Origin of the sequence: Microvirga ossetica (assembly GCF_002741015.1) — a bacterium.
Classification (GTDB): Bacteria; Pseudomonadota; Alphaproteobacteria; order Rhizobiales; family Beijerinckiaceae; genus Microvirga; species Microvirga ossetica.
In genome coordinates, this window is the sequence record NZ_CP016617.1 from 363,831 (window position 1) to 383,601 (window position 19,771).

Consider the following 19,771-nt stretch of genomic DNA (forward strand, 5'->3'; position numbering starts at 1 on the left):
CAGGCGCGTGAGGTTCGCCACCAGGCCGAGTTCCTCGCCAGCCACGATCCCATGACGGGCCTGCTTAACCGCACGCGGTTCGCGGAGATGCTCCAGGCCAGAATTGCCGACCGGGTGCCGGGTCGGCAACTGGCTCTTGTTTTTCTCGATGTCGACAACTTCAAGCTCATCAATGACGACTTCGGACATGATGCAGGGAATGAGTTCCTCAAGCACGTTGCGCGCGGCATCAGCCGATTCTGCGGCGGCGAAGACATCGTCGCCCGGGTCGGCGGAGACGAATTCGTGATCGCGCTGACTCGGTACGCGGTGGCAGAGATGGTGTCCGATGTAAAGGCCATCATGGCGACCATCAGCGAGCCGATCCACGTGCACGGCAACACCATGGCCGCCCACGTCAGCGCGGGAATCTATGTGATGTCGGATGAAGGGGCCACGGTCGAGGAGGCGCTGAATCGTGCCGAAGTTACTCTGTACGAATCCAAGATCGACGGCAAAAACAGAGTGAGCTTGTTCTCGCGCGAACTCGATGAGCGCATGCGCAATCGGCGCGAGCTCGAGGATTTGGTTCAACATGCCACGGCAATCGAGGGCTTCGAACTTCACTATCAGCCGTTGCTTTCCGCCGCTGACGAAAGCTGTGTCGGCTTCGAGGCTCTGCTGCGGCTCAGGGATCGCCAGGGCGCCTATGTCCCTCCGACCACGTTCGTTCCGATTGCCGAATCCATGGGACTGATTGCAGCCATCGGCAAGTGGGGGATCGTGGAAGCAGCCCGTACTGCCGCAACCTGGCCATCGGACACATTCGTCTCGGTCAATCTGTCGGTCCGCCAGTTTTACGACCAGACGCTGGTCTCAACCGTCAGCGACGCGCTCAAGGAGAGCGGCCTGGCGCCGTATCGGCTCGAGCTCGAGGTCACCGAGTCGATGCTGATGGAGGACACCGAGGGCATCGCCGAGCAACTCCGGTCTCTCAAGGCACTTGGTGTATCCGTGGCCATGGACGATTTCGGCACGGGTTATTCGAGCCTCGCCTACTTGTGGCAGTTCGGCTTCGACAAGCTCAAGATCGACCGCTCCTTCGTGAGTGCCCTTGAAAAGGACGAGCACAGGGCCCGCCAGATCCTGAGCACCATCATCATGCTCGCCCATCAACTGGGCATGAAGGTAACGGCCGAAGAGATAGAGACCGTGCGGCAGGCGGAAATACTGTGCGGGCTCGCCTGCGATCAGTTCCAGGGCTATCTCTTTGGCCGGCTGGCACCTGCGAGCGGCATGACATCGGTCTTCGCCTCCTCGGGAACGTCACGGATCTCGCTTGAAAATGTCGACTAAAGCCGAAGAGGTGGAAATGACCTTCGCGCTGCTTCGTGTCGAAACCCGCTCGAACTGCTCTGTTGGATATGGCTGCAGGCCCGGGATGAGCAATTGTTTACACATGTGCAGTCCTTTTGCCTCTATGGTTCCTTCGTGGTCTTGCCCTAGGTCGTAATGTCTAAGTTCATTCCCAATCTCGCGGACGAGACCCTCCCGGCCCTCGTCGAGGCCCTGACCGAAAGTGGGCAGGCGGTTTCCATCTTTGATGCCGAGGACAATCTCCGGTACGCGAATAAGACCTACCAGGGCATGTTTCTGGGCAACTATGATGGTCCTTTCACCTTCGCCGGCATCACCCGCCACGCACACAGAAACGGTCTTGGCGTTCGGATCGACGATGGAGATGTCGAGGCCTTCCTTGCCAGAACCCTTTCCCGGCGAAGGAGCCTGCCCCGCAAGTCCTTTGAAACCGATCTCGTGGATGGCCGCTGGTTCTGGATCGACCAGACCATTCTGCCGAACGGCTGGATTCTGTCTGTGGGTGCCGACATCACAGCCCTGAAGCAGAACGAAAAGGCATTGCGCCAGGCGCACGAGGCAGCGCTAAAGGCATCGCAGACCGATCTTCTCACGGGTTTGGCCAGCCGCCGCCATATCCTGGAGCAACTCGATGGCATGCTGGCTGAGCATGAGGCCTCTGGTTCGAAGTTGTGTATCGCCGTGATCGACATCGACCACTTCAAGGCCATCAACGACGGGCACGGGCACGACGCTGGGGACACCGTTCTTCGCCATTTTGCGGACATGTACCGCGAGAGAGTGCGTGCACAGGATATGCTGGGTCGGATGGGCGGCGAGGAGTTCCTGCTGATCCTACCCGGTGCCGGGGCTGACGACGCGTTCCGCATCATCGACCGGATCCGGGATCGCTTTCCGCCAGCCTGGCTCGTCGAGGACGGGATTGACCTGTCTTACACCTTCAGCGCCGGGATTACCGAGGCTTTGAAGGGAGACGACCGAAGTTCGATCCTGCGTCGGGCCGACCGCGCCCTGTACGCCGCCAAGGGAGAGGGGCGGAACTGCACCACGATCAGTGTCGCAGCGGAATGAGGCCGCCTTGGCGAACATCCGAGATTGGCACGGGGGCTGACCTTAGCCTTACTTCCGCACTGCTTGGATGAGCTGACCTTCGTTCAGGCCTGCGGTACTACCGAGCTTGACCCCAAGCCAACCTTCGACAGGGCTATACCCGGTGCGTTCAGCTGCCTGTTTGCACCCAAAGTACGATTGCTCGTCGAGGGTCAAGGCACCTCTGAAGTCTGCGCTGCAAAAGGTAAAGCAGCCGGCTGCTCATAGGATGCGGTCACCGGTGCCGGCTTCGTGGGTTGCGGGCACAGGCCTGCCACCTGGATCAGGCCGAACCCGTACGTCGGATCCCACCCGGGCTTCCCAAGGTCGCGGGTGCGCGCTTCCAGGCCGGACTGAACCACTTTAGGGTCCAACGTGGGGTTGGACGCGAGCAACAGGCTTGTTGCGGCGGACACGAAGGGGACAGCATAGGATGTGCCTGACTTCAGGGTGCCACTGCCCTTCGACGATGCTGTCCAGATATTCACCCCGGGTGCAGCAAGGTCAACATATCCGCCCTGCGTGGCGCGCCGGTACACATTCAGTTCCTGATCCACTGCGGTGACCGCGATGACTCCAGGATAGGCGGCTGGATATGACGGTTCGGCGCCGGGGCCATTGTTGCCCGCGGCCGCAACGATCACGATGCCCTTGGCCTGGGCGGCCTCGATGGCGTTCTGGAGGACCTCATTCGGCGGACCTGACAGGCTCAGCAGCCGCCATGAACCTCATTCGGCTTGGTGCTTGGTTCGCTGGCACGCCGCTCGCACGAACCCGGCAATCCGCATTTACCAGGCTCATGATGGCTCCCGTCCCAGCATGATGAATTCGCCAGCAGTATCTTTTTCGAAGCAAGACCACTCAGCAGCTTGTCGGCAACCTGCACAACTCAACGCCACGGCTGTAAGGCGCGTTCCGGAATGCTTTAGCCTATGTGAAGACCTTGGCTGACGAGCTTAGCCCATCCACTCTTCAATCCTGCCAAGCTTCCAGCCCATATAGCAGCAATCTCATGTGGTTCTCACGGCAGGATGAGAAGGGACGTTAACATAGCCGACAGAAGCGGCTATAATGTTCACGAAGTTAGTGCTGCGTCGATCTGGGCGTTCTCTCCAACACTGCGAGGGGGCCTGCGATGACAAAGCCTCTCCTGGCCTTGGGCCTTTGGTGTGTTGCCTTTGCGGTTGGCGTCGTGGGTCTCATCACAACCGGTCCTGGCAATCCCCGCTTCACCGGCACGGTTGTTTTCGATTTCAAGCCGTTCTGCCAGAGCTTCGTTGTCCAGACCGAGCGGGGCTTTGTGCTGCTGGAGTGGGAGGACGGCACCCTGTTTTTCGGTGAAGGCGACAGCCTCGTGGGGCCGCTGCACACAACAGGGGTTCAAACCTTGAATGTAGAGGGGCGTGGTGCGATGACGGCGCGATTCGAGACCTGGGTTCCTGATCTTGCTGCCGCGCAACAGGTGTTTCGGGAGCGCTGCCGCCTTGCTCCCAACACACCCCTGGCTGGGGCAGCACGAAATTAGCTCTCCAACATGGTCCTGGGTGGCCCCAACCGCCACTCGATCCTATGCTCCTGCCGATTTATAGGACGCTCGGCGCAATCCCGCAGCGAATTGTGCTGTTGTGAGCGTGACGTGTTCGGCCCGAAGCGTGGTGCGGATCGCTTCAGAAGCCAAGCTTTACCAGGAGCATCAGGTAGGCATGGACGATTATATAGAACTAACTATGAGGCTCAGGAATCCACTCCAGTTTCCTCGCAGACGAGCCAATGATCAAAGCCTCAAAACCTGATCATTCTCGGCCCCTCATCGATATCCGAGTTACCTCTGACCTGAATGCTGCTATGCTCCCCTCCATTCTGAGAAGAGGGAGGGTGTTCAATGCCGCGTACCTCTGTCGTGCGACAGGCTTCCGCCTCGGCGATGCAATGTCCCTGGTATCCTGCCGACCTACTGCCCCAGCTTCAAAGCACCCTGGCGGTTCTGGCGGATATCGAACTTCACTACCAAAGTGACCAGGAGCAGCTTCAGGGCGGGGCAGGCCCCGAGACCATCAAGACGCGGTTCGCTGCCCAACTTGCGGAGTGCTATCAGAGAGGCCGCTCTCGCTATGTTCAGTGGTTGAACGAGTTACAGCTTCTGATGAATCGGACGGCGTTCCCTCATTAGCTCTGTGGCCTGCCGACGCTCATTGGGAGAGAACCCAAGGAGGAGCCCATGCGCAAAGTTCTATCCGCCTCACTCGCAGGGACTGCCCTGCTGGCACTCTCATCCTTGTTGGTCCTAGCTCAGACACCCATCCCAGCGACGCCTCCAGGCGATGCGACTACACAGCCTGCGGGCGGGCTCGCCACTTGGTGGTGGGTTCTTCTGCTGGCCGTCGTGATCGCGGCTGCGGTTTGGTATTTTACCCGCAAGCGAACGAACCTGTAAGACGGCAAATGAATTATGCGCAAGATGCCGCTTAGCCCCATTCAGAGGGTCGTGACCTCGGTCTGGAAGGCCGTGCGGATACTGGAATAGCGTCCCGCAGCAACCCCGAAAGTCAAGCTCAACGGGCGGCGCGGCTATGGTGCTGGCGACATTCCGGCACCGGACAGAACGCCTGACGGCGACTGATTCGAAATCCTTATGCGAACACGGAGGGGCTGAGAACGCCTGAGAACACCTTCAACTCAGTGCCCTGCTGCGTCACCGATATCGGCACGGGCCGCATCTGGTGGGAGTGGCGTCAGGGTCACTGGGTGATCGCTGAAAGACTTGACCCTGCGGCCGTACCGAAGTGCCACGGATAGCTCAGTTCACTCGCGCAATCAGGTACGGGTCTTTGAACCTCTCAGGCGGGGCAGCAAAGCCGAAGGGGCTTTACGGCCCCTTCGTCACGATCAATGCTCCTACCGAGCGTATTTGAACTCGGGAGCCGCCTTCAACTGGTCCTTGGTCATGTTCGTTGTCAACATCGCATGATCCGGAGTCGCGCGAGCAGCAGTATCGGCAGGCCGATCCATAGCCAAGGTGCCGGTAGTGGTCGGCGCAGTCGGGCTGGCGGCCCCTGGAGCGGCGGCTGTGGCCCTCGGTGGGGCCGGGGCATTCGGATCGGTCGTGGTGGCTGTGGTCGCCACAGCACGTGGCTCATTCACCAATTTCACCTGATCGAACGGGATCGCCACATCGCGCTCACCAATGCCCAGGAACCCGCCGACACCAACCACCACCGCTTGGATTTTGCCACTGCTGTCCACGAGGATTTCGCTGATGTCACCGATCTTCTCGTTGTTCTGGTTGTAGACATCCAGTCCTTCGAGCTTGGAGGCCCGCCATTGCCCCGGTTGCTCCTGGGCCAGCCAGCTATGCGTGCGCGCTGGTTCATGCGCGCCGAAGCTACTATCGCCCGCCGAGGGTGTTGGCATTGAGCCTGCTGGCTGGTTGGTTTGAGCCATAACAGGGGCTGAGATCAGTGTTGTGCCGAGAAGAGCCAACGCGAGACGCCTACCAAACATGTCTTCCTCCATCGTGTTGTTCGCGCCATGCCGCGCATACAAGAATAACGGCGGGCTAAGCCCTCCGTTCGGCCCCACTTTCTTACTTCTGAGGCAGGCACCGTCACGCGTTGGGCGGCATTGCCCTACACAACGTGTTTTCTCCCAAAGGAATGGATCCTGTCCGACGGGGTATTTGTTCGTGATAAGTATTGGATTAGCGGGCAATCATTCGAGCCTTGCCGCAGCCAAGATACTCGAAGGCAGAAGAACCTCGCCAAGAAGCGTCGTTACGCCAACCGCCACGGTTAGCCGAACATAATCCCTTTCAGGTTTCGCAGAGCCTTGTCGCATCGCTCGATATGCTCGTTGGCTCGCCGTTGCACCTCAACAGTGTTGCGGCAGGGCTCATCGACCTCTTGTTTGCAGAACGGGCAGGTCATTGGCGTGACCTCTTAGTTGGTGGGTGTATCATGCCAACAAAGATGCTGCATCCGGGTTCCCGCGTTTCCTCCTCCATTCCATAGCAAGGATCACGCTCGGAAAGTGCATGGTCGATGGCACCTTGAGGTCGAGCTTCCGGCGTCACGCCAGACGCTCTTTCGCCATCAAGCGTCAGAAGCGTTGTCATCAAAAAGCCAAGGTATCTGCTCTGAATCTCACCATGAGCAAAGCCCCGAAGCCCCCGAGCCAACTGGAACCTCCCAGCGGATTACCCGATGGTTGCGCCGGAACTACGCCAAGGCGCGCTCCGAACTTGCTAATAAAATAATGGGCCTTGGCGAGCAGCGTAAGAAGAGCATTGCTCCCGTCGAGGCGGCTGCGGAAGCTTCCGCGAAGGGTCACCGCACCAAAAAGGCTGCCTGAGACCTTCGCCGACACGGCGCGTCCGAATGGTCTTGGGAAAGAGCCGAAAGTGGGCTCACTCAGGTAGCCCGCACGTGTGAGACCGTCACAGAGGCGTTCCAGCACTTTGGCACTGAGGGGGAAGGCGGCGCGAACGGCCCTCACCGTCATGTCCGGATACCCCACGAGAAGCTTGCGAACTGACGCCTCGGCTTCCGCCTGTTTATCCGAGAGGGTATACGCGGCGGCCAGAAGCCGGTTGATGAATATTGCCTTGGGATGAGCAAGGAGGGCTTTCTCGTCCCACTGGACTGCTTCCAAATATCGACCGGCAACGAAATGAGCCATTCCAATCCCGGCATAGGTCATGAAAGTCGTCGGGTCGAGTGGGCTGAGGCGCAAAGCCTTCGCGAAGTGATCAATCCCGGTATAAGGCTCATCGAGGTAGGTGTGAAGAAACGTACTGCGGTTCCATGCCCAAGCTGAGTTCGGATCGAGCGCCAGCGCCTTCTCGATCACTATCTGTGCCGCCAGGAACTCGCGCGAGATCGTCAGCGCAATACCGAGCACCGTCAGGACGATTGGATCATCAGGGGCGATATCCGCTGCCATGCGAGCCTTCTCGTGAATGTGGCGCTTGTCCCCTTCAATATCTTTCGACCAGATGTAGAAGACCTGCTGTGCGCTGCACCAAGCGGACAGAGCCAACGCCAGAGAATAAATAGCCCGGATCGAGTGAGAGTGCTTCCTCCAGGAGTTCGGTCGCTGTCCCGTTGGCGGCTGCATCATAGGACCAAACCAAAGGGAGAGATCGCATGACCAAATCATAGGCGTCGAGGCTACGGGTCACTTGCGCCTCGCCCGTTCGACCTCAGCGGCCCGTATCGATGGCTGTAAGGCACCGACCACGCTTGCAGTGATCTACGGCCTGTTATGACTTGAACCCTTTGCACCTGGAGGCGTTTTGCTCGTCCTGTCTGAGGAGGAGCCATGCTAACGGAAGCACAATGGGCCATGCTGGAGCCACTGGTGGAGCAATGCCGTCCCAAGGGCAAGACACCGCCACAGGATCTGCGTCGGACGTTCGAGGCCATTCTCTGGCGCCATGAGAACGGCGCCAAGTGGCGCGCCGTGCCGGCTGAATTGGGGCCGTGGTGGCGCGCCGCTCAGACCTTCATCCGCTGGGCCCGTCTGGGTGTCTGGGAGCGCCTGCTCAACCTGGTACAGAAGTGCGGCATCCAGCTCGGGATGACCTTCCTCGACGGCACCAGCGTGCGCGCGCATCAGAAGGCCGCCGGGGCTCGTCGAAAAGGGGCTCTCAAGCTCAACGAGACCATCGTGAAGCGCTTGGTCGGTCTCGTGGCGGCTATGGCACCAAGGCTTGCGTGATCGCCGACGGGCTCGGACGCGCCATCGCGTTTCGCATTGCACCCGGTCAGGCGCACGAGCTGCCTGACGCCATTCCGCTGCTTCACAGTTTGCCGAGTGTGCCCAGCTGGGTGGTGGCCGATCGCGGTTATTCAAGCCACAGCTTCCGCGAGCACATCTGGAGCATCGGTGCGAAGCCGGCGATCCCGGCTAAGTCCAATGAGGCGCCGGTGGCCTGTCCGGACTGGATCTATAACAACCGCAATGTCGTCGAGCGGCTCTGGGCCAGGCTCAAAGAGTGGCGAGCCGTTGCAACCCGCTACGAGAAGACCGCACGATCCTTCATGGGCGTGCTCTGCCTCGCCGCAGCAATCGACTGGCTCAAGCGCTAACAGGCCGTAGTCCTGAAAGTCGAAAATATCGTCAACTAAACCCTCGTAGCGCTCGCCCCAAAAATGAGCTCTGGTCGCGGCATCAATCAACTGCGCGGTCGCACGCACTCTGTTTCGGCTGCGCCGGACACTTCCCTCAAGAACGTACCTGACACCCTGTTCCCGACTGACTTGCTGGACGTTTACCGCAGGGTCCTTGTAAATGAAGGTGGAGTTGCGGGCGATCACGAAGAACGAGCGGACCCGCGACAGCGCGGCGATGATGTCGTCCACAATGCCGTCCGCAAGGTACTCGTCCTCTCGATCATGTCCAATATTGTCGAACGGCAGCACGGCAATCGACGGCTTATCAGGCAAGGGGAGCGGCTTTGCTCGCTCGCCTCGCGGCGTCGAGCCAGTCGCTGGCAATGCTGGAGCCGCGACACGAAACACATGCACCGGCTCTTCAATGTTTTTGACCTTCTGCGGTCCAAGATCATCGAAGCCGGGAGTAAGCGCTCGACGAGCATACGCGTGGGTTTCGGCTGAGATATACACGCTTCCAGGCTCCGCGAGGCTCTCCCGTCGGGCAGCGATGTTAACGACATCGTCCAACAGGTCGCCGTCCCGCACCATCACGTCGCCAACATGCACTCCGATCCGGAACTGGAGGCGGCGCTCCTCAGGTGTATCCTGGTCTGCTTGGGTGAGGAGCTTCTGGACTTCAACGGCGCATCGGACGGCATCTACGGCGCTCGGGAACTCCGCGAGTACACTGTCGCCCGCTGTGTTGGCAATTCGCCCACCACTCTCGGTGATGAGCCGGTCTATGATCCCGCGACAGGTGGTCAGGCTCTGGAGGGTTGCATCCTCATCCTGGGACATCAGGCGTGAATAGCCTGCCATGTTAGCGGCAAAGATTGCCACCAGTCGCCGCTCAACCTCATGCTCCTGCCGATCCATGGGACCCTTGGTGCAGTTCCAGTTCCAGAAGGAATTGTGCGGCGGGTCGGGTGAGCTGTCCAGTTTATGCTAACGAACCGCCAAGCTTGTTACAGAGCCTCAGGCAGGCGCGGATGGTCGTGGAAGGGTGGACGATCATTTTTCAACGAGGTGCTGGGCTGTCTCGGATGTTCGCCGAGGTTGTTCGGAAACATCCGGCTGATCATTCAGGTGCATGGTGCCAATCAGACGAAGTGCTCCCGCGATCAACACAATGGCAGTCGGCTTCACGAGCATCTCCCAAGTAATGCGGGTCTCAGCCTCCACAACGTCGGTAACAAAATCCACTACCAAGTAGACCAAGACCACCTGGATCAAGGTGATCTTGATTTCTCCGAGACCCTCGATGTGCATCCATAGCGGTGCCTTGGCTCGAACGCTGTTGGGGAGGGTGAAGGCAAAGCCGAAGGTGATGGCATAGGCGAACACAATTAGGACAAGACCAAACAGGAACGCATCCGTGGCCTGCATCACTGTGGCGATGACCGACGTTTCGGTGTCGGCGCTCGGCTGAAGCACCATCTCCAGGGCATATGCCAGTTTCAGGCAACCCTCGAAAAACATCAGCAGGGCCCCGAGTGCAGCCCCAAGAGCAGCGACGAGGGTGACCCAGCGCAGGGAGAGGATGGAGTGGAGCATCTGATCAGAGAGCCTCAGCCGGTATCGTGGTCTTGGTACAGTTTAACATATTCACCAGGAAAGACGCGCTACCTGAGCCAAAACAATTGCAGCCGTCGCTCGACCTTACGATCCTGCCGATCCATGGGACCCTCGGTGCAGTTCCAGATCGGATTGTGCGGCGGGTCGGGTGAGGTGTCCAGTTTATGCTAACGCACCGCCAAGCCTGTTACAGACCCTCAGGCAGGTGCGGACGGTTGCGGAGAGAAACAAGGCACACAGGCTGCAACCAGCCGACAATCTTGTGACTCTCCGCTTGGCAACGCTCCAGGAGGAGGAGAACACTTGTATTCCTTCGTCCTGTGCAAGATTCTGGATTGAGCCTCCGGAGTGATCCGTCATGCCTCTCCAGACCCGCTTGACCACCGCGCTTGGGATTGAGCATCCGATTCTGCTCGCCCCTATGGACCTTGTGGCGGGTGGCAAACTCGCCGCTGCGGTCAGCCATGCTGGTGGGCTCGGCCTCACCGGTGGCGGCTACGGCTATGCCGACTGGCTGGAGCGGTAGTTAGCCGCATCAGGCAACGCCAAGGTCGGCTGCGGGTTCATCACCTGGAGCTTAGCCAAGAAACCCGTACTGCTGGATTTCCGTGTTCCAGACACGAGCAGCGGCCAAGGATGCGCTTGGGCGTTACATCAACGGCTTCTACAACCCCGTCCGGCGTCATTCGACACTGGACTATGTCAGTCCGGTTCAGTACGAAAGGCTGGCCGGATAGCTACAAAGCCGCTCTCCACTAAACCGACGCAAATCCACGATGGCTCGCAGGTCGAGCTCTTGCTCGACCAAATCACAGTTCCTCTTGCCTCCTTCGTGGGCGATGGAGCCTACGATCAGGCCGGCATCTACGGCATTGTCGCCATGCGCAACCCTGATGCTGACGTGATCATACCGCCCCGCTCAACAGCGGTACTAAGCGAGAATGTGGAAATCAAACCGACTCGGCGCGACCGGCATCTCCAATCTATCCGCCGAGCATGGACGCAGGAGGTGGCAGAAGACATCCGGGTACACTCGTCGTGCCCTGGTGGAGGCTGCCGTAAGCCGCTTCAAACGAGTGATTGGGGGTACGTTGCGCTCGCGGACGGAACACCGCCGCGCGACCGAAATTGCCATTGCAGTTCATGCGTTGAACCGGATGCTCGAGCTTGGTCGCCTGATGCTGCATGGGGGGTTTTAGTGTGGCCGGGTCTCTGGCATTGCAACCAGCACCAGCACGAGCGGGATGAAGGCCACTCCAGCCAACATCAGAAACGCCGCCTCATAGCCGGCCCACGTCACTGCCAATCCTCCTAGCGCCTGGCTGAGGGAGCCGCCAATTCCCTGAACAGTACCAACAAGGCCGCGAGCCACATTGTACCGCCCCGTGTCACGCATGATATCGGCCAGAATAAGAGGCAAGAGTGCATCGAACAGGCCAATCCCGATGCCATCAAGCACTTGGACTGCGATCAACCAAGCCGCATTTCCAGAAAGCGTGAAGAGAATACCACGCAGCACCAAGGCGGCTATGGCAATAAGCAGAAGTGGTTTGCGCCCAGTCAGGTCGGCACGCGCCACGAGCAACGAGATCGGGACCATCACGAGTTGCCCCACAACAATCGCGCCTGCGGTGAGGGCCACCTCCTGGCCTGGATGACCGAGCGCGAGCTTCTGGCTGACCAAGGGGAGCATTGCCGCATTGGCTAAATGAAAGATCGCCGCGACTGCGGCGAGAACTAGGAGGGAGTTGTCCGTCAGGAGCGTGCCCCAGCGACTAGGTTGGTGTTGACGAACTGTCATCGAGGGCACCCAACCGCGGGCACGCTGATGATCGATCGCGTGGCTTGGGATCGCGAGCACAATCCACACCGTCCACACGCCGAAGAAGGGGACCAGGTAAAAAACCGCCCGTTGGCCCCAGGCCGTACCAACAGCGCCCGCCACGGCAGCGATAAACAGGTTTCCGGCCCGATCGAAGGCAGCATTGCGCCCAAGGCGAGCAGCTAATTTGTCTCGGTCGACGAGGCCCAGTGTGATCGCCGCAACGACTGGTGCGAAGACGGCGCCCAAGATTGCCATTGCTACATCGGCCGCAAACACAATGGGTACGATCGGGCGCCATGCAATAGCGATCGCGCAGGCCGAGAGTGCAACGACGCCCACCACGATAAGGCTGCGCTTGGCCCGGGTTGCGTCGATCAGGGCTCCGATGGGAGCGTGCATAGAGATCCCGATCAGGCCGCTGATCGTCAGGACCAGACCGATTGTAGCTTGGTCCCACCCTGCCTCCGTGAGCAGGAATACGCTGACATAAGGTCCCAGCCCGCCCCTTACGTCGGCCAGCAGGAAGTTGAGCCAATCCAGCGCTGCATGATGGGACATGATCACAGCTTAACAGGCGCGTATGAGCTTGGAACCCCCTTCACTAACATGGGTTAACCTCAGGAACCCGACACCTCAATTGCTGGAAACATCTTGATGCGGATTGCGCAGGTTGCCCCATTGGCCGAGGCCGTTCCGCCCAAGCTTTACGGCGGGACCGAGCGAGTGGTCTCCTGGCTTACTGAGGAGTTGATGCGTCAGGGCCATGACGTTACCTTGTTCGCCAGCGGTGATTCAACAACGTCCGCAAAGCTCGTGCCCTGTGTTCCGAAAGGGCTCAGACTTGCCGGCATTCGCGATCACATTGCCAGCCATCTCGTCATGCTAAACGAGGTCCGCTCCCGAGCTGATCAGTTCGACATCATCCATTTCCATGTTGACCTGCTGCAACATGTGCTCTTCCGCGATCTCGCTCATAAGTGCCTGACAACCTTGCATGGCAGGCTCGACCTGCCCGACTTCATGCCAGTGTACCAAACCTTCCAAGAAATGCCCCTGGTCTCGATTTCCAACAGCCAGCGCGCTCCGATGCCTCCTCATGTGAACTGGCTCGCAACGGTTCACCATGGATTGCCCGCGAGTGTCTGTCCCTTTAATGAGCAAGGTGGGGGCTATCTTGCATTTCTTGGTCGCATCGCCCCGGAAAAGCGTCCGGATCGCGCTGTTGAGATTGCCAAACGAGCTGGCATTGCGTTGAAGATCGCTGCCAAGGTTGATCCGGCCGATCAGGCGTATTTCGAAGAGGTCATTGAACCACTTCTTGATCACCCGTTAATCGAGTTTGTGGGTGAGATCGATGAGGAAGCCAAGTGCGACTTTCTCGGGCATGCTTTGGCGCTGCTATTTCCGATTGATTGGCCCGAGCCTTTTGGTCTGGTGATGATTGAGGCCATGTCGGCCGGAACGCCTGTGATCGCCTTCCGCAACGGCTCAGTCCCTGAGGTTGTTGCCGATGGCGTCACTGGTTTCATCGTCGAGACAATGGATGAAGCGGTCACGGCCGCTCGTCAGGTTGAGAGCCTGGGTCGAGCGGGTGTGCGGGAAGTCTTCGAGTGCCGCTTCACGGTGGCTCGCATGGCCAAAGACTATGTCCATGCTTACGACACCCTGCTGACAAAAGGCGGCACTGATCAGCGCCATCTGGTTGCGGCAGAGTAAACAATCGATCGCTTCCGAGCACCATGAGCGTATGGCTAAGCCGGCCATGGCAGCATTGAGCCTATACAGAACATCAACAACGAGGAAATTGGCATGAGCGAACGCGTCATGGGACCGGCCTCGGACCATCCAGAACCTTCTTCGGAGCAGCTTTCGGAACACTACATTGAGGCTCAAACATCCTTGGTCGAACGGAGTTTGCGAACGCTGAAGACGGGCGACGCCTTCGTGGTGCTCGATACCCATGGCGACTGCGGTACCGTGCCGGATAGTCCAGAAGGCCTGTTCTTCCAGGATACTCGTTACCTTTCACGGTTTGAGATGCGGTTTGAGGGCAAGCGCCCCCTGCTGCTGGGCTCAGTCATTCAGGACGATAATGCAGCGCTCACGGTTGACTTGACGAATCCCGACATAAGGCCGGGGGAGGACACCGCGCTGCCGCGGGACATTATCGCACTCAATCGAACCAAGTTCCTTTGGAAGGGGGTTCTCTACGAGCGTATTGGCCTGCGCAACTATGACGCTCACCGGCGGGTCTTCCGCCTCGAATGTCGGTTCGACGCCGATTTCTGCGACCTGTTCGAGGTCCGCGGTATGCAGCGGGATCATCGCGGTCACCTTTCAATCAAGACCGTGACTCCCGACCGGATCGTGTTCAGCTATGAGGGACTCGACGGGATCGTCCGTCAGTCCATGCTGCACTTCGAGCCGTGGCCAACACGCCTTGAGGCTAAGCGAGCCATTTACGAGATGGCGTTGGAGCCAGACGAGCGCCGCTCGATCCTGATCTCGGTGGCATGTGAGGAGCAGAAAACTGGGGAGATCTTTAGTCCCGAGGTACCTAACTTCCTCAAGGCCTACCGAGACACCCGTCGAGCCTTGCGGGCGACGACGCGGGAGATCGCCAAGATCAAAACTTCGAACCACCTCTTCAACGAGGTTATCTCCCGCTCCGCGTCCGATATGTACATGCTGGTCACGCCCACCGAGTGCGGCCTCTACCCTTATGCTGGCATTCCCTGGTACAGCACGGTTTTTGGTCGTGACGGCATCATCACCGCAATGATGCTTCTGTGGGCAGACCCATCCATTGCAAAAGGCGTGCTGCGCTATCTGGCTGAGATGCAGGCTACCGACGTCGATCCTGCTGCCGATGCTCAGCCCGGCAAGATTTTGCACGAGCGTCGCTTGGGCGAGATGGCTCGCCTCGGCGAGGTCCCGTTCCGGCGCTACTACGGCACAGTGGACGCAACACCCCTTTTCGTTATGCTGGCAGGCCAATACTACGAGCGCACGGGTGACCAGGAGACCATCAAGGCAATCTGGCCGAATATCGAAGCGGCCCTGCGCTGGTGCGATGAGTACGGTGATCGCGACGGCGATGGCTTTGTCGAGTATCACCGGGAAACGGATCAGGGGCTAGCCAACCAGGGCTGGAAGGACAGCCACGATTCCATCTTCCACGCGGATGGCTCGGGAGCCGAAGGTCCGATCGCACTCTGCGAGGTACAGGCATACGTCTTCGCAGCCAAGCAGGCTGCCGCGCGGCTGGCGACGACACTCAATCAAGCAGATATCAGCAACCGGCTTGCCAAGGAAGCCATCAACCTTCGTGAGAGGTTCGAGGCAGCATTCTGGTGTGAGGATATCAGCACCTACGCCTTGGCACTCGACGGAGCTAAGCGGCCCTGCCGTGTGCGGGCATCCAACGCCGGGCATGCCTTGTTTGCCGGCATTGCTGCACCGGAGCGGGCCCGCCGGGTTGCGAGGACATTGATGAGCCCCGACTTTTTCAGCGGCTGGGGCATCCGCACGCTCGCGCGGGGCGAAGCGCGGTACAATCCAATGTCGTACCACAACGGCTCAATCTGGCCGCATGACAATGGGATGATTGCGCTCGGTATGGCGCAGTATGGCCTGAAGCATGAGGCGGCGCAGGTTTTCCGGGCCTTGTTCGAGGTCGCAAGCTATCAGGAATTGCGCCGTTTGCCCGAACTGTTCTGCGGGTTTACGCGCCGGCGCCACCGGGGACCAACGGCCTACCCGGTTGCCTGCTCACCGCAGGCGTGGGCCGCGGCGACACCGTTCGCGCTTCTTGGATCGAGCTTGGGGCTGGAACTCAATCATGAGGGAAATGCGGTTCGGTTCAACGATCCAACCTTGCCAAGCTTCCTGGACGAGGTCTTGATCCACGAGCTTCGCGTGAATGCCTCAACGTTTGATCTGAGACTACATCGGTATGGACAGGATGTGTCGCTAAATGTCTTAAAGCGCGCGGGCGATGCCCGCATTTTGCTTGCGAAGTAGTGCAGCCCCTGGTTTGAGCGTCTTTCCAACTAAGCAGCGATTCGGTGGTTGGCCAACGGATGGCGACTTCGCTCGCAATTGAGCATCGCGACCGCCTCGTGGATGGCATCATCGAGGGTCTCTGGACCCGCGAAAGTCTGGTGAGCAAGATGATGCTGCTTCAGATCGCGCCAGAGCTCTTCGATGGCGTTGAGTTCGGGAGCGTACTTTGGCAGCCATTCGACCGTGAGCCAGGGCGCCCGCTCGGCGAGGGCGGCGCGCGTCGCCTTGCTGGTGTGGATCGGGCCATTATCGAGGACGAGCACGATCGGCTTCGTCGCACGAGCGGACGTTGGGCCATACTGCGTGTCGATCTGGTCCAGCAGCGCGATGAAATCGGCACTGCGCTTGCTCCGGCTGGTGCGCACGATCAGGTCCCGCGGGGCCCAGTCGAGCAGACCGAGCATCGCCACCTTGGCGGCTTGGCCGGGCGCTGGAATGCGCAGATCCGCGCCCTTCTTGGCCCAAGCATGGGCGAGATAGGGGTGGGTGAGCGCTTCGGATTCATCCCCGAACAAGAGCACGATATCGCCCGCCTCGGCCTGCGCCTTCAGGAGCTTGCGGCGCAGGCCGGCGCGGTCCACGGCGTCTGCATCCTGGCGGCCCTTCAGGGTATGGCGCGGCCGGCGCCAGCGGAAATCCCCTTTTGGCGCAACACGACCGAGAGCCGTGAGCGCGAGATGCGCACGCCGGAGCGCTTCTCGATCTCGTCGGCCAGCCGCGGCAAGGTCCAATTGGGGCGATTTGCGACCGATCCCGCCAGAACCGCCTCGGCCACCGCGAGCGCCCGCTCGGCCTTGACCGGTGCCGGTCCCGGGGCAACGGATCGCCGCAGCGCGTCGACCCCACCCGTCATGAAAGCGCTGCGCCAGAGCCGCACGGTATCCTCGCGCACGCCGAAGGCCTCGGCGATCCGCGGGCTCGTCCAGCCCGCCAGGGTCAGCAGGAGCGCCCGCGCCCGATCCGCCTCGCCCCGATCGCGCGAGTGGCTGAGAGCCATGAGCTCACGCCGCTGCGCGGCGCTTGCGACAACAGGGGATTTGCCCGCCATGATCCGCATCCCGAACCAAACTATGAGATGGAATCACAGACAGCATCCGTTGGCCACCCCGCTGAAACCTGCTTAGCCGTTTAGATGGAGTATTCGGCTTGAGTCCTCTCTGCAACGGCAATGGTTAGAAGGCAGCGCTTCGAGCTGATGATAGCGTGAGGGTGATCCCTCACAAGCATCAGGACAGGGCGCGCAGCATGAAGCGACCGTGATGGAGTGGACGCCCCAACGGCCCTGGTGTGCCACAGTGGAGGTGTTGATCATCACGTCAGGAGGCGTCCATGGCAGAGGTTTGTACGATCGGGCTGGATTTGGCGAAGCATGTGTTCCAGGCTCATGGAGCCGATGCATCTGGAGCAGTCCTGTTCCGCAAGAGGTTGCGGCGGGCTCAGGTGCTATCATTCTTTGCGACTCAGCCGCCCGGTACCGTGGCTATGGAGGCCTGCGGCAGCGCCCTTCACTGGGCGCGCGAGATCGGCAAGCTCGGTCATGCCGTGCGGCTGATCCCACCGGCTTACGTGAAGCCCTTCGTCAAGCGCCAGAAGAACGATGCCGCCGATGCGCAAGCGATCTGTGAAGCGGCCCAGCGCCCGACCATGCGCTTCGTGGCGCCCAAAAGCGAGCAGGCCCAAGCCGCCGCTCTCGTGTTCCGGGCGCGGGATCTCCTGGTGCGGCAGCGGACCCAGATCATCAATGCTTTGCGAGGTCATCTGGCCGAGTTCGGGATCGTGGTGGCCCAAGGACCGGCCCATGTCTCTTCCCTTGTGCGGGCCGTAGAGGACCCGGCTGAGCCGGTGCCGGAGATCGCTCGTGCCATCCTGTCGGTGCTAATCGAGATGCTGCACAGGCTGGATGGCAGGATTTCCTTGCTTGATCGCGAGATTGCCCAGAGGGCCAAGGAGGATGTAACCGCACGCCGTTTGATGACGATCCCTGGAGTGGGTCCGATCACTGCAACAGCCTTGACGGCCTTGGCGCCGCCGGCCGAGACGTTCAAGCGTGGACGAGATTTTGCCGCCTGGATCGGCTTAACTCCTTTGCAGCATTCGACCGGCGGCAAGCAGAAGCTGGGGGCCACCTCGAAGATGGGCGAGCGAACTCTACGTCGCCTGCTGATCATCGGGGCGAGTGCTGTCCTGCGCTGGGCGGCCCGTCATGGCGCACCAGCCGGATCGTGGCTGTCTCGCATGCTGGCCCGCAAGCCGCCGATGCTGGTGCGGGTAGCATTGGCCAACAAGATGGCCCGCATGGTCTGGGCCTTGATGGCCAAAGGTGGGGACTACCGAGCTCCGGCCGTGAGCGTGTAAGCGCTCGCGTCCGTGGGGCTGTTGGAGGCGTAGGAAAGTCGAAGGGGAGAGATGGCGCAACGGTCGATGAGACGGGATCAGGAAAACCAGAGTGCAACAGCGTGCCTTGAGCACGTGACCGTGAGTTGGACTTGATCCGCGGACTTCCATCCGGGCCCGCGGCATGTGAATGGCCGCAGACGAGGCCGCACACATGTAAGCACTCGCCGACGCACTACACCGAACCTAAAGATTTCTCTTGCGTCACCTGGGGCGTCCACACATGTTGCACGGATCGACCGGGGCATGGATTTAACCTATCCTTGCCCGATCTCAGGCAACTCGAACAGGCTCCGGGCGCCCAAGCTCAGGCATGCGGTTCAGGGCAGAAATGGCGATGGCGACTTCGGTCGCGCGACGCCCATCTGTTCGCGAGCGCCGCGCATCTCCGATCACTCGTTTAAGCCGGCTGATGGCGGTCTCTACCAGAGCCCGACGCGTGTACCCGGATCTCTTCAGCCAGCCCATACGGCCATGCTTCGCGATGCTTTGGAGATGTTGGTCGCGATCGGAAGGAGTGCCCTCTGCCATGTTGCTCGGCACCGCCGTTGCTCGGGGTGGAACGATGACTTCGGCAGCAGGATGGTGCTCGGTGACGGTGCCATAGATGCCGGACTGGTCATAGGCTCCGTCGCCAACGAAGGAGGCAAGTGGGCCGGGGATATGGTCGAGCAACGGCTCGACCTGCGTACCATCTTCGATAGCATGGGGCGTCAGCGCTGATGCGAGGATTTGTCCAGTCTCGGCGTCGACGCCGATGTGCAGTTTGCGCCAGGACCGGCGTCTTCGGGTGCCGTGCTTCTCGGTCAGCCACTCGCCGGGTCCACACAATCGCAGGCCCGTGCTGTCGACCAGCAGGTGAACGGGCCCTCGCGAGCTTGGACAGGGCTTTGGCACCTCGAGGGTTTCGGCGCGACGGCTCGGGGTTGAGTGATCCGGCACCGCCAGATCCAGACCCAAGAGCTGAAGGATCGAGCCGATCAGGCCCTCCGTCTGACGCAGCGCCAACCGGAACACGGCTCGCAGCGTCAATGCTGTCTGGATCGCCGAAGCCGAGTAGTGGGGCTGACCACCGCGTGTCGTGCGGGGCTCGGCCCGCCAGGCGGCAATCGCCTCGTCAGAGAACCAGACCGTCAGACTGCCTCGCTGGCGCAGGCTGGCGTCATACTCGGCCCACTTCGTCACCCGGTACCGCTGCTTGGGAATTCGGTGCCGACGAGTGGCGTTGGCTTTGAACGGCACGGCAGATGTCCGACAAGGAGGGGCGCAGTCCTCCTATGTCGCTCGGTTCCGGTTACCAACTCGCCTATTCGTG

Annotated in this window: 15 protein-coding genes and 5 pseudogenes; 11 read left to right on the top strand and 9 right to left on the bottom strand. The window is 60.3% G+C overall.

Annotated elements, in window-relative coordinates; all coding sequences use genetic code 11:
• Window positions 1-87 precede the first annotated feature (87 nt).
• Complete coding sequence (locus BB934_RS29490; protein ID WP_237050514.1) at window positions 88-1,335, top strand: putative bifunctional diguanylate cyclase/phosphodiesterase; 1,248 nt, start codon at window positions 88-90, stop codon at window positions 1,333-1,335.
• Between the two features lie 156 nt (window positions 1,336-1,491).
• Window positions 1,492-2,427, top strand: a complete 936-nt coding sequence (locus BB934_RS29495) for a sensor domain-containing diguanylate cyclase (protein WP_099513493.1) — start codon at window positions 1,492-1,494, stop codon at window positions 2,425-2,427.
• A 191-nt stretch (window positions 2,428-2,618) separates the two neighbouring features.
• Here the strand turns inward: BB934_RS29495 and BB934_RS29500 are convergent, their stop codons facing one another.
• Window positions 2,619-3,089: a S8 family serine peptidase gene (locus BB934_RS29500; RefSeq protein WP_157934395.1), complete on the bottom strand. Its 471-nt coding sequence runs from the start codon at window positions 3,087-3,089 to the stop codon at window positions 2,619-2,621.
• Between the two features lie 491 nt (window positions 3,090-3,580).
• On the opposite strand from BB934_RS29500, the gene BB934_RS29505 reads away from it, so the two are divergent.
• Together BB934_RS29505 and BB934_RS29515 are read left to right on the top strand one after the other, a co-directional pair.
• Window positions 3,581-3,970, top strand: coding sequence for a hypothetical protein (locus BB934_RS29505; RefSeq protein ID WP_099513495.1), 390 nt, complete (start codon window positions 3,581-3,583; stop codon window positions 3,968-3,970).
• Between the two features lie 693 nt (window positions 3,971-4,663).
• Entirely contained in the window at window positions 4,664-4,879 is a 216-nt protein-coding gene (locus BB934_RS29515; protein WP_099513497.1) for a hypothetical protein, read from the top strand.
• A gap of 461 nt (window positions 4,880-5,340) precedes the next feature.
• On the opposite strand, the gene BB934_RS29520 is transcribed toward BB934_RS29515, so the two are convergent.
• Together BB934_RS29520 and BB934_RS51470 are read right to left on the bottom strand one after the other, a co-directional pair.
• A complete protein-coding gene (locus BB934_RS29520) occupies window positions 5,341-5,958 on the bottom strand; it encodes a PRC-barrel domain-containing protein (protein WP_237050480.1) in 618 nt (205 codons plus the stop codon).
• A gap of 275 nt (window positions 5,959-6,233) precedes the next feature.
• Window positions 6,234-6,368 (bottom strand): zinc finger domain-containing protein, encoded by a 135-nt coding sequence (locus BB934_RS51470; protein ID WP_472436440.1) that lies wholly within the window; start codon window positions 6,366-6,368, stop codon window positions 6,234-6,236.
• A 231-nt stretch (window positions 6,369-6,599) separates the two neighbouring features.
• Here BB934_RS51470 and BB934_RS50655 point away from each other — a divergent pair.
• Together BB934_RS50655 and BB934_RS29530 are read left to right on the top strand one after the other, a co-directional pair.
• Window positions 6,600-6,792 (top strand): annotated as a pseudogene (locus tag BB934_RS50655) (MucR family transcriptional regulator); the annotation flags it as partial.
• Window positions 6,793-7,761: 969 nt separating this feature from the next.
• Window positions 7,762-8,531 (top strand): IS5 family transposase gene (locus tag BB934_RS29530; RefSeq protein WP_099511788.1). Its coding sequence is split into 2 segments (ribosomal slippage): window positions 7,762-8,083 and window positions 8,083-8,531, totalling 771 coding nucleotides; the frame shifts between segments, so codons are not numbered across the junction.
• Between the two features lie 525 nt (window positions 8,532-9,056).
• On the opposite strand, the pseudogene BB934_RS49485 reads toward BB934_RS29530, so the two are convergent.
• Together BB934_RS49485 and BB934_RS29540 are read right to left on the bottom strand one after the other, a co-directional pair.
• A pseudogene (locus BB934_RS49485) lies at window positions 9,057-9,473 on the bottom strand (adenylate/guanylate cyclase domain-containing protein); the annotation flags it as partial.
• A 135-nt stretch (window positions 9,474-9,608) separates the two neighbouring features.
• A complete protein-coding gene (locus BB934_RS29540; RefSeq protein WP_099513498.1) occupies window positions 9,609-10,151 on the bottom strand; it encodes a YqhA family protein in 543 nt (180 codons plus the stop codon).
• Between the two features lie 379 nt (window positions 10,152-10,530).
• Here BB934_RS29540 and BB934_RS50470 point away from each other — a divergent pair.
• Window positions 10,531-10,776: pseudogene (locus BB934_RS50470) on the top strand (nitronate monooxygenase); the annotation flags it as partial.
• A pseudogene (locus BB934_RS29550) lies at window positions 10,772-10,909 on the top strand (IS3 family transposase); the annotation flags it as partial. The pseudogenes BB934_RS50470 and BB934_RS29550, both read left to right, overlap by 5 nt.
• Window positions 10,910-11,367: 458 nt before the next feature.
• Here BB934_RS29550 and BB934_RS29560 read toward each other — a convergent pair.
• On the bottom strand, window positions 11,368-12,555 hold the full coding sequence (locus BB934_RS29560; protein ID WP_099513501.1) for an MFS transporter: 1,188 nt from the start codon (window positions 12,553-12,555) through the stop codon (window positions 11,368-11,370).
• Between the two features lie 96 nt (window positions 12,556-12,651).
• Between BB934_RS29560 and BB934_RS29565 the strand changes: the two genes are divergently transcribed.
• Window positions 12,652-13,713, top strand: coding sequence for a glycosyltransferase family 4 protein (locus tag BB934_RS29565; RefSeq protein ID WP_099513502.1), 1,062 nt, complete (start codon window positions 12,652-12,654; stop codon window positions 13,711-13,713).
• 93 nt (window positions 13,714-13,806) lie between these two features.
• Entirely contained in the window at window positions 13,807-16,020 is a 2,214-nt protein-coding gene (locus BB934_RS29570) for an amylo-alpha-1,6-glucosidase (RefSeq protein ID WP_099513503.1), read from the top strand.
• A gap of 29 nt (window positions 16,021-16,049) precedes the next feature.
• Here the strand turns inward: BB934_RS29570 and BB934_RS29575 are convergent, their stop codons facing one another.
• Window positions 16,050-16,793, bottom strand: a complete 744-nt coding sequence (locus BB934_RS29575; RefSeq protein ID WP_237050034.1) for an IS630 family transposase — start codon at window positions 16,791-16,793, stop codon at window positions 16,050-16,052.
• A gap of 134 nt (window positions 16,794-16,927) precedes the next feature.
• Window positions 16,928-17,119: pseudogene (locus tag BB934_RS51080) on the bottom strand (helix-turn-helix domain-containing protein); the annotation flags it as partial.
• Window positions 17,120-17,391: 272 nt separating this feature from the next.
• On the opposite strand from BB934_RS51080, the gene BB934_RS29585 reads away from it, so the two are divergent.
• Complete coding sequence (locus BB934_RS29585; protein WP_099513504.1) at window positions 17,392-18,417, top strand: IS110 family RNA-guided transposase; 1,026 nt, start codon at window positions 17,392-17,394, stop codon at window positions 18,415-18,417.
• Window positions 18,418-18,729: 312 nt separating this feature from the next.
• Here the strand turns inward: BB934_RS29585 and BB934_RS29590 are convergent, their stop codons facing one another.
• Window positions 18,730-19,698, bottom strand: a complete 969-nt coding sequence (locus tag BB934_RS29590) for an IS5 family transposase (protein WP_099513505.1) — start codon at window positions 19,696-19,698, stop codon at window positions 18,730-18,732.
• Window positions 19,699-19,771: the final 73 nt, after the last annotated feature.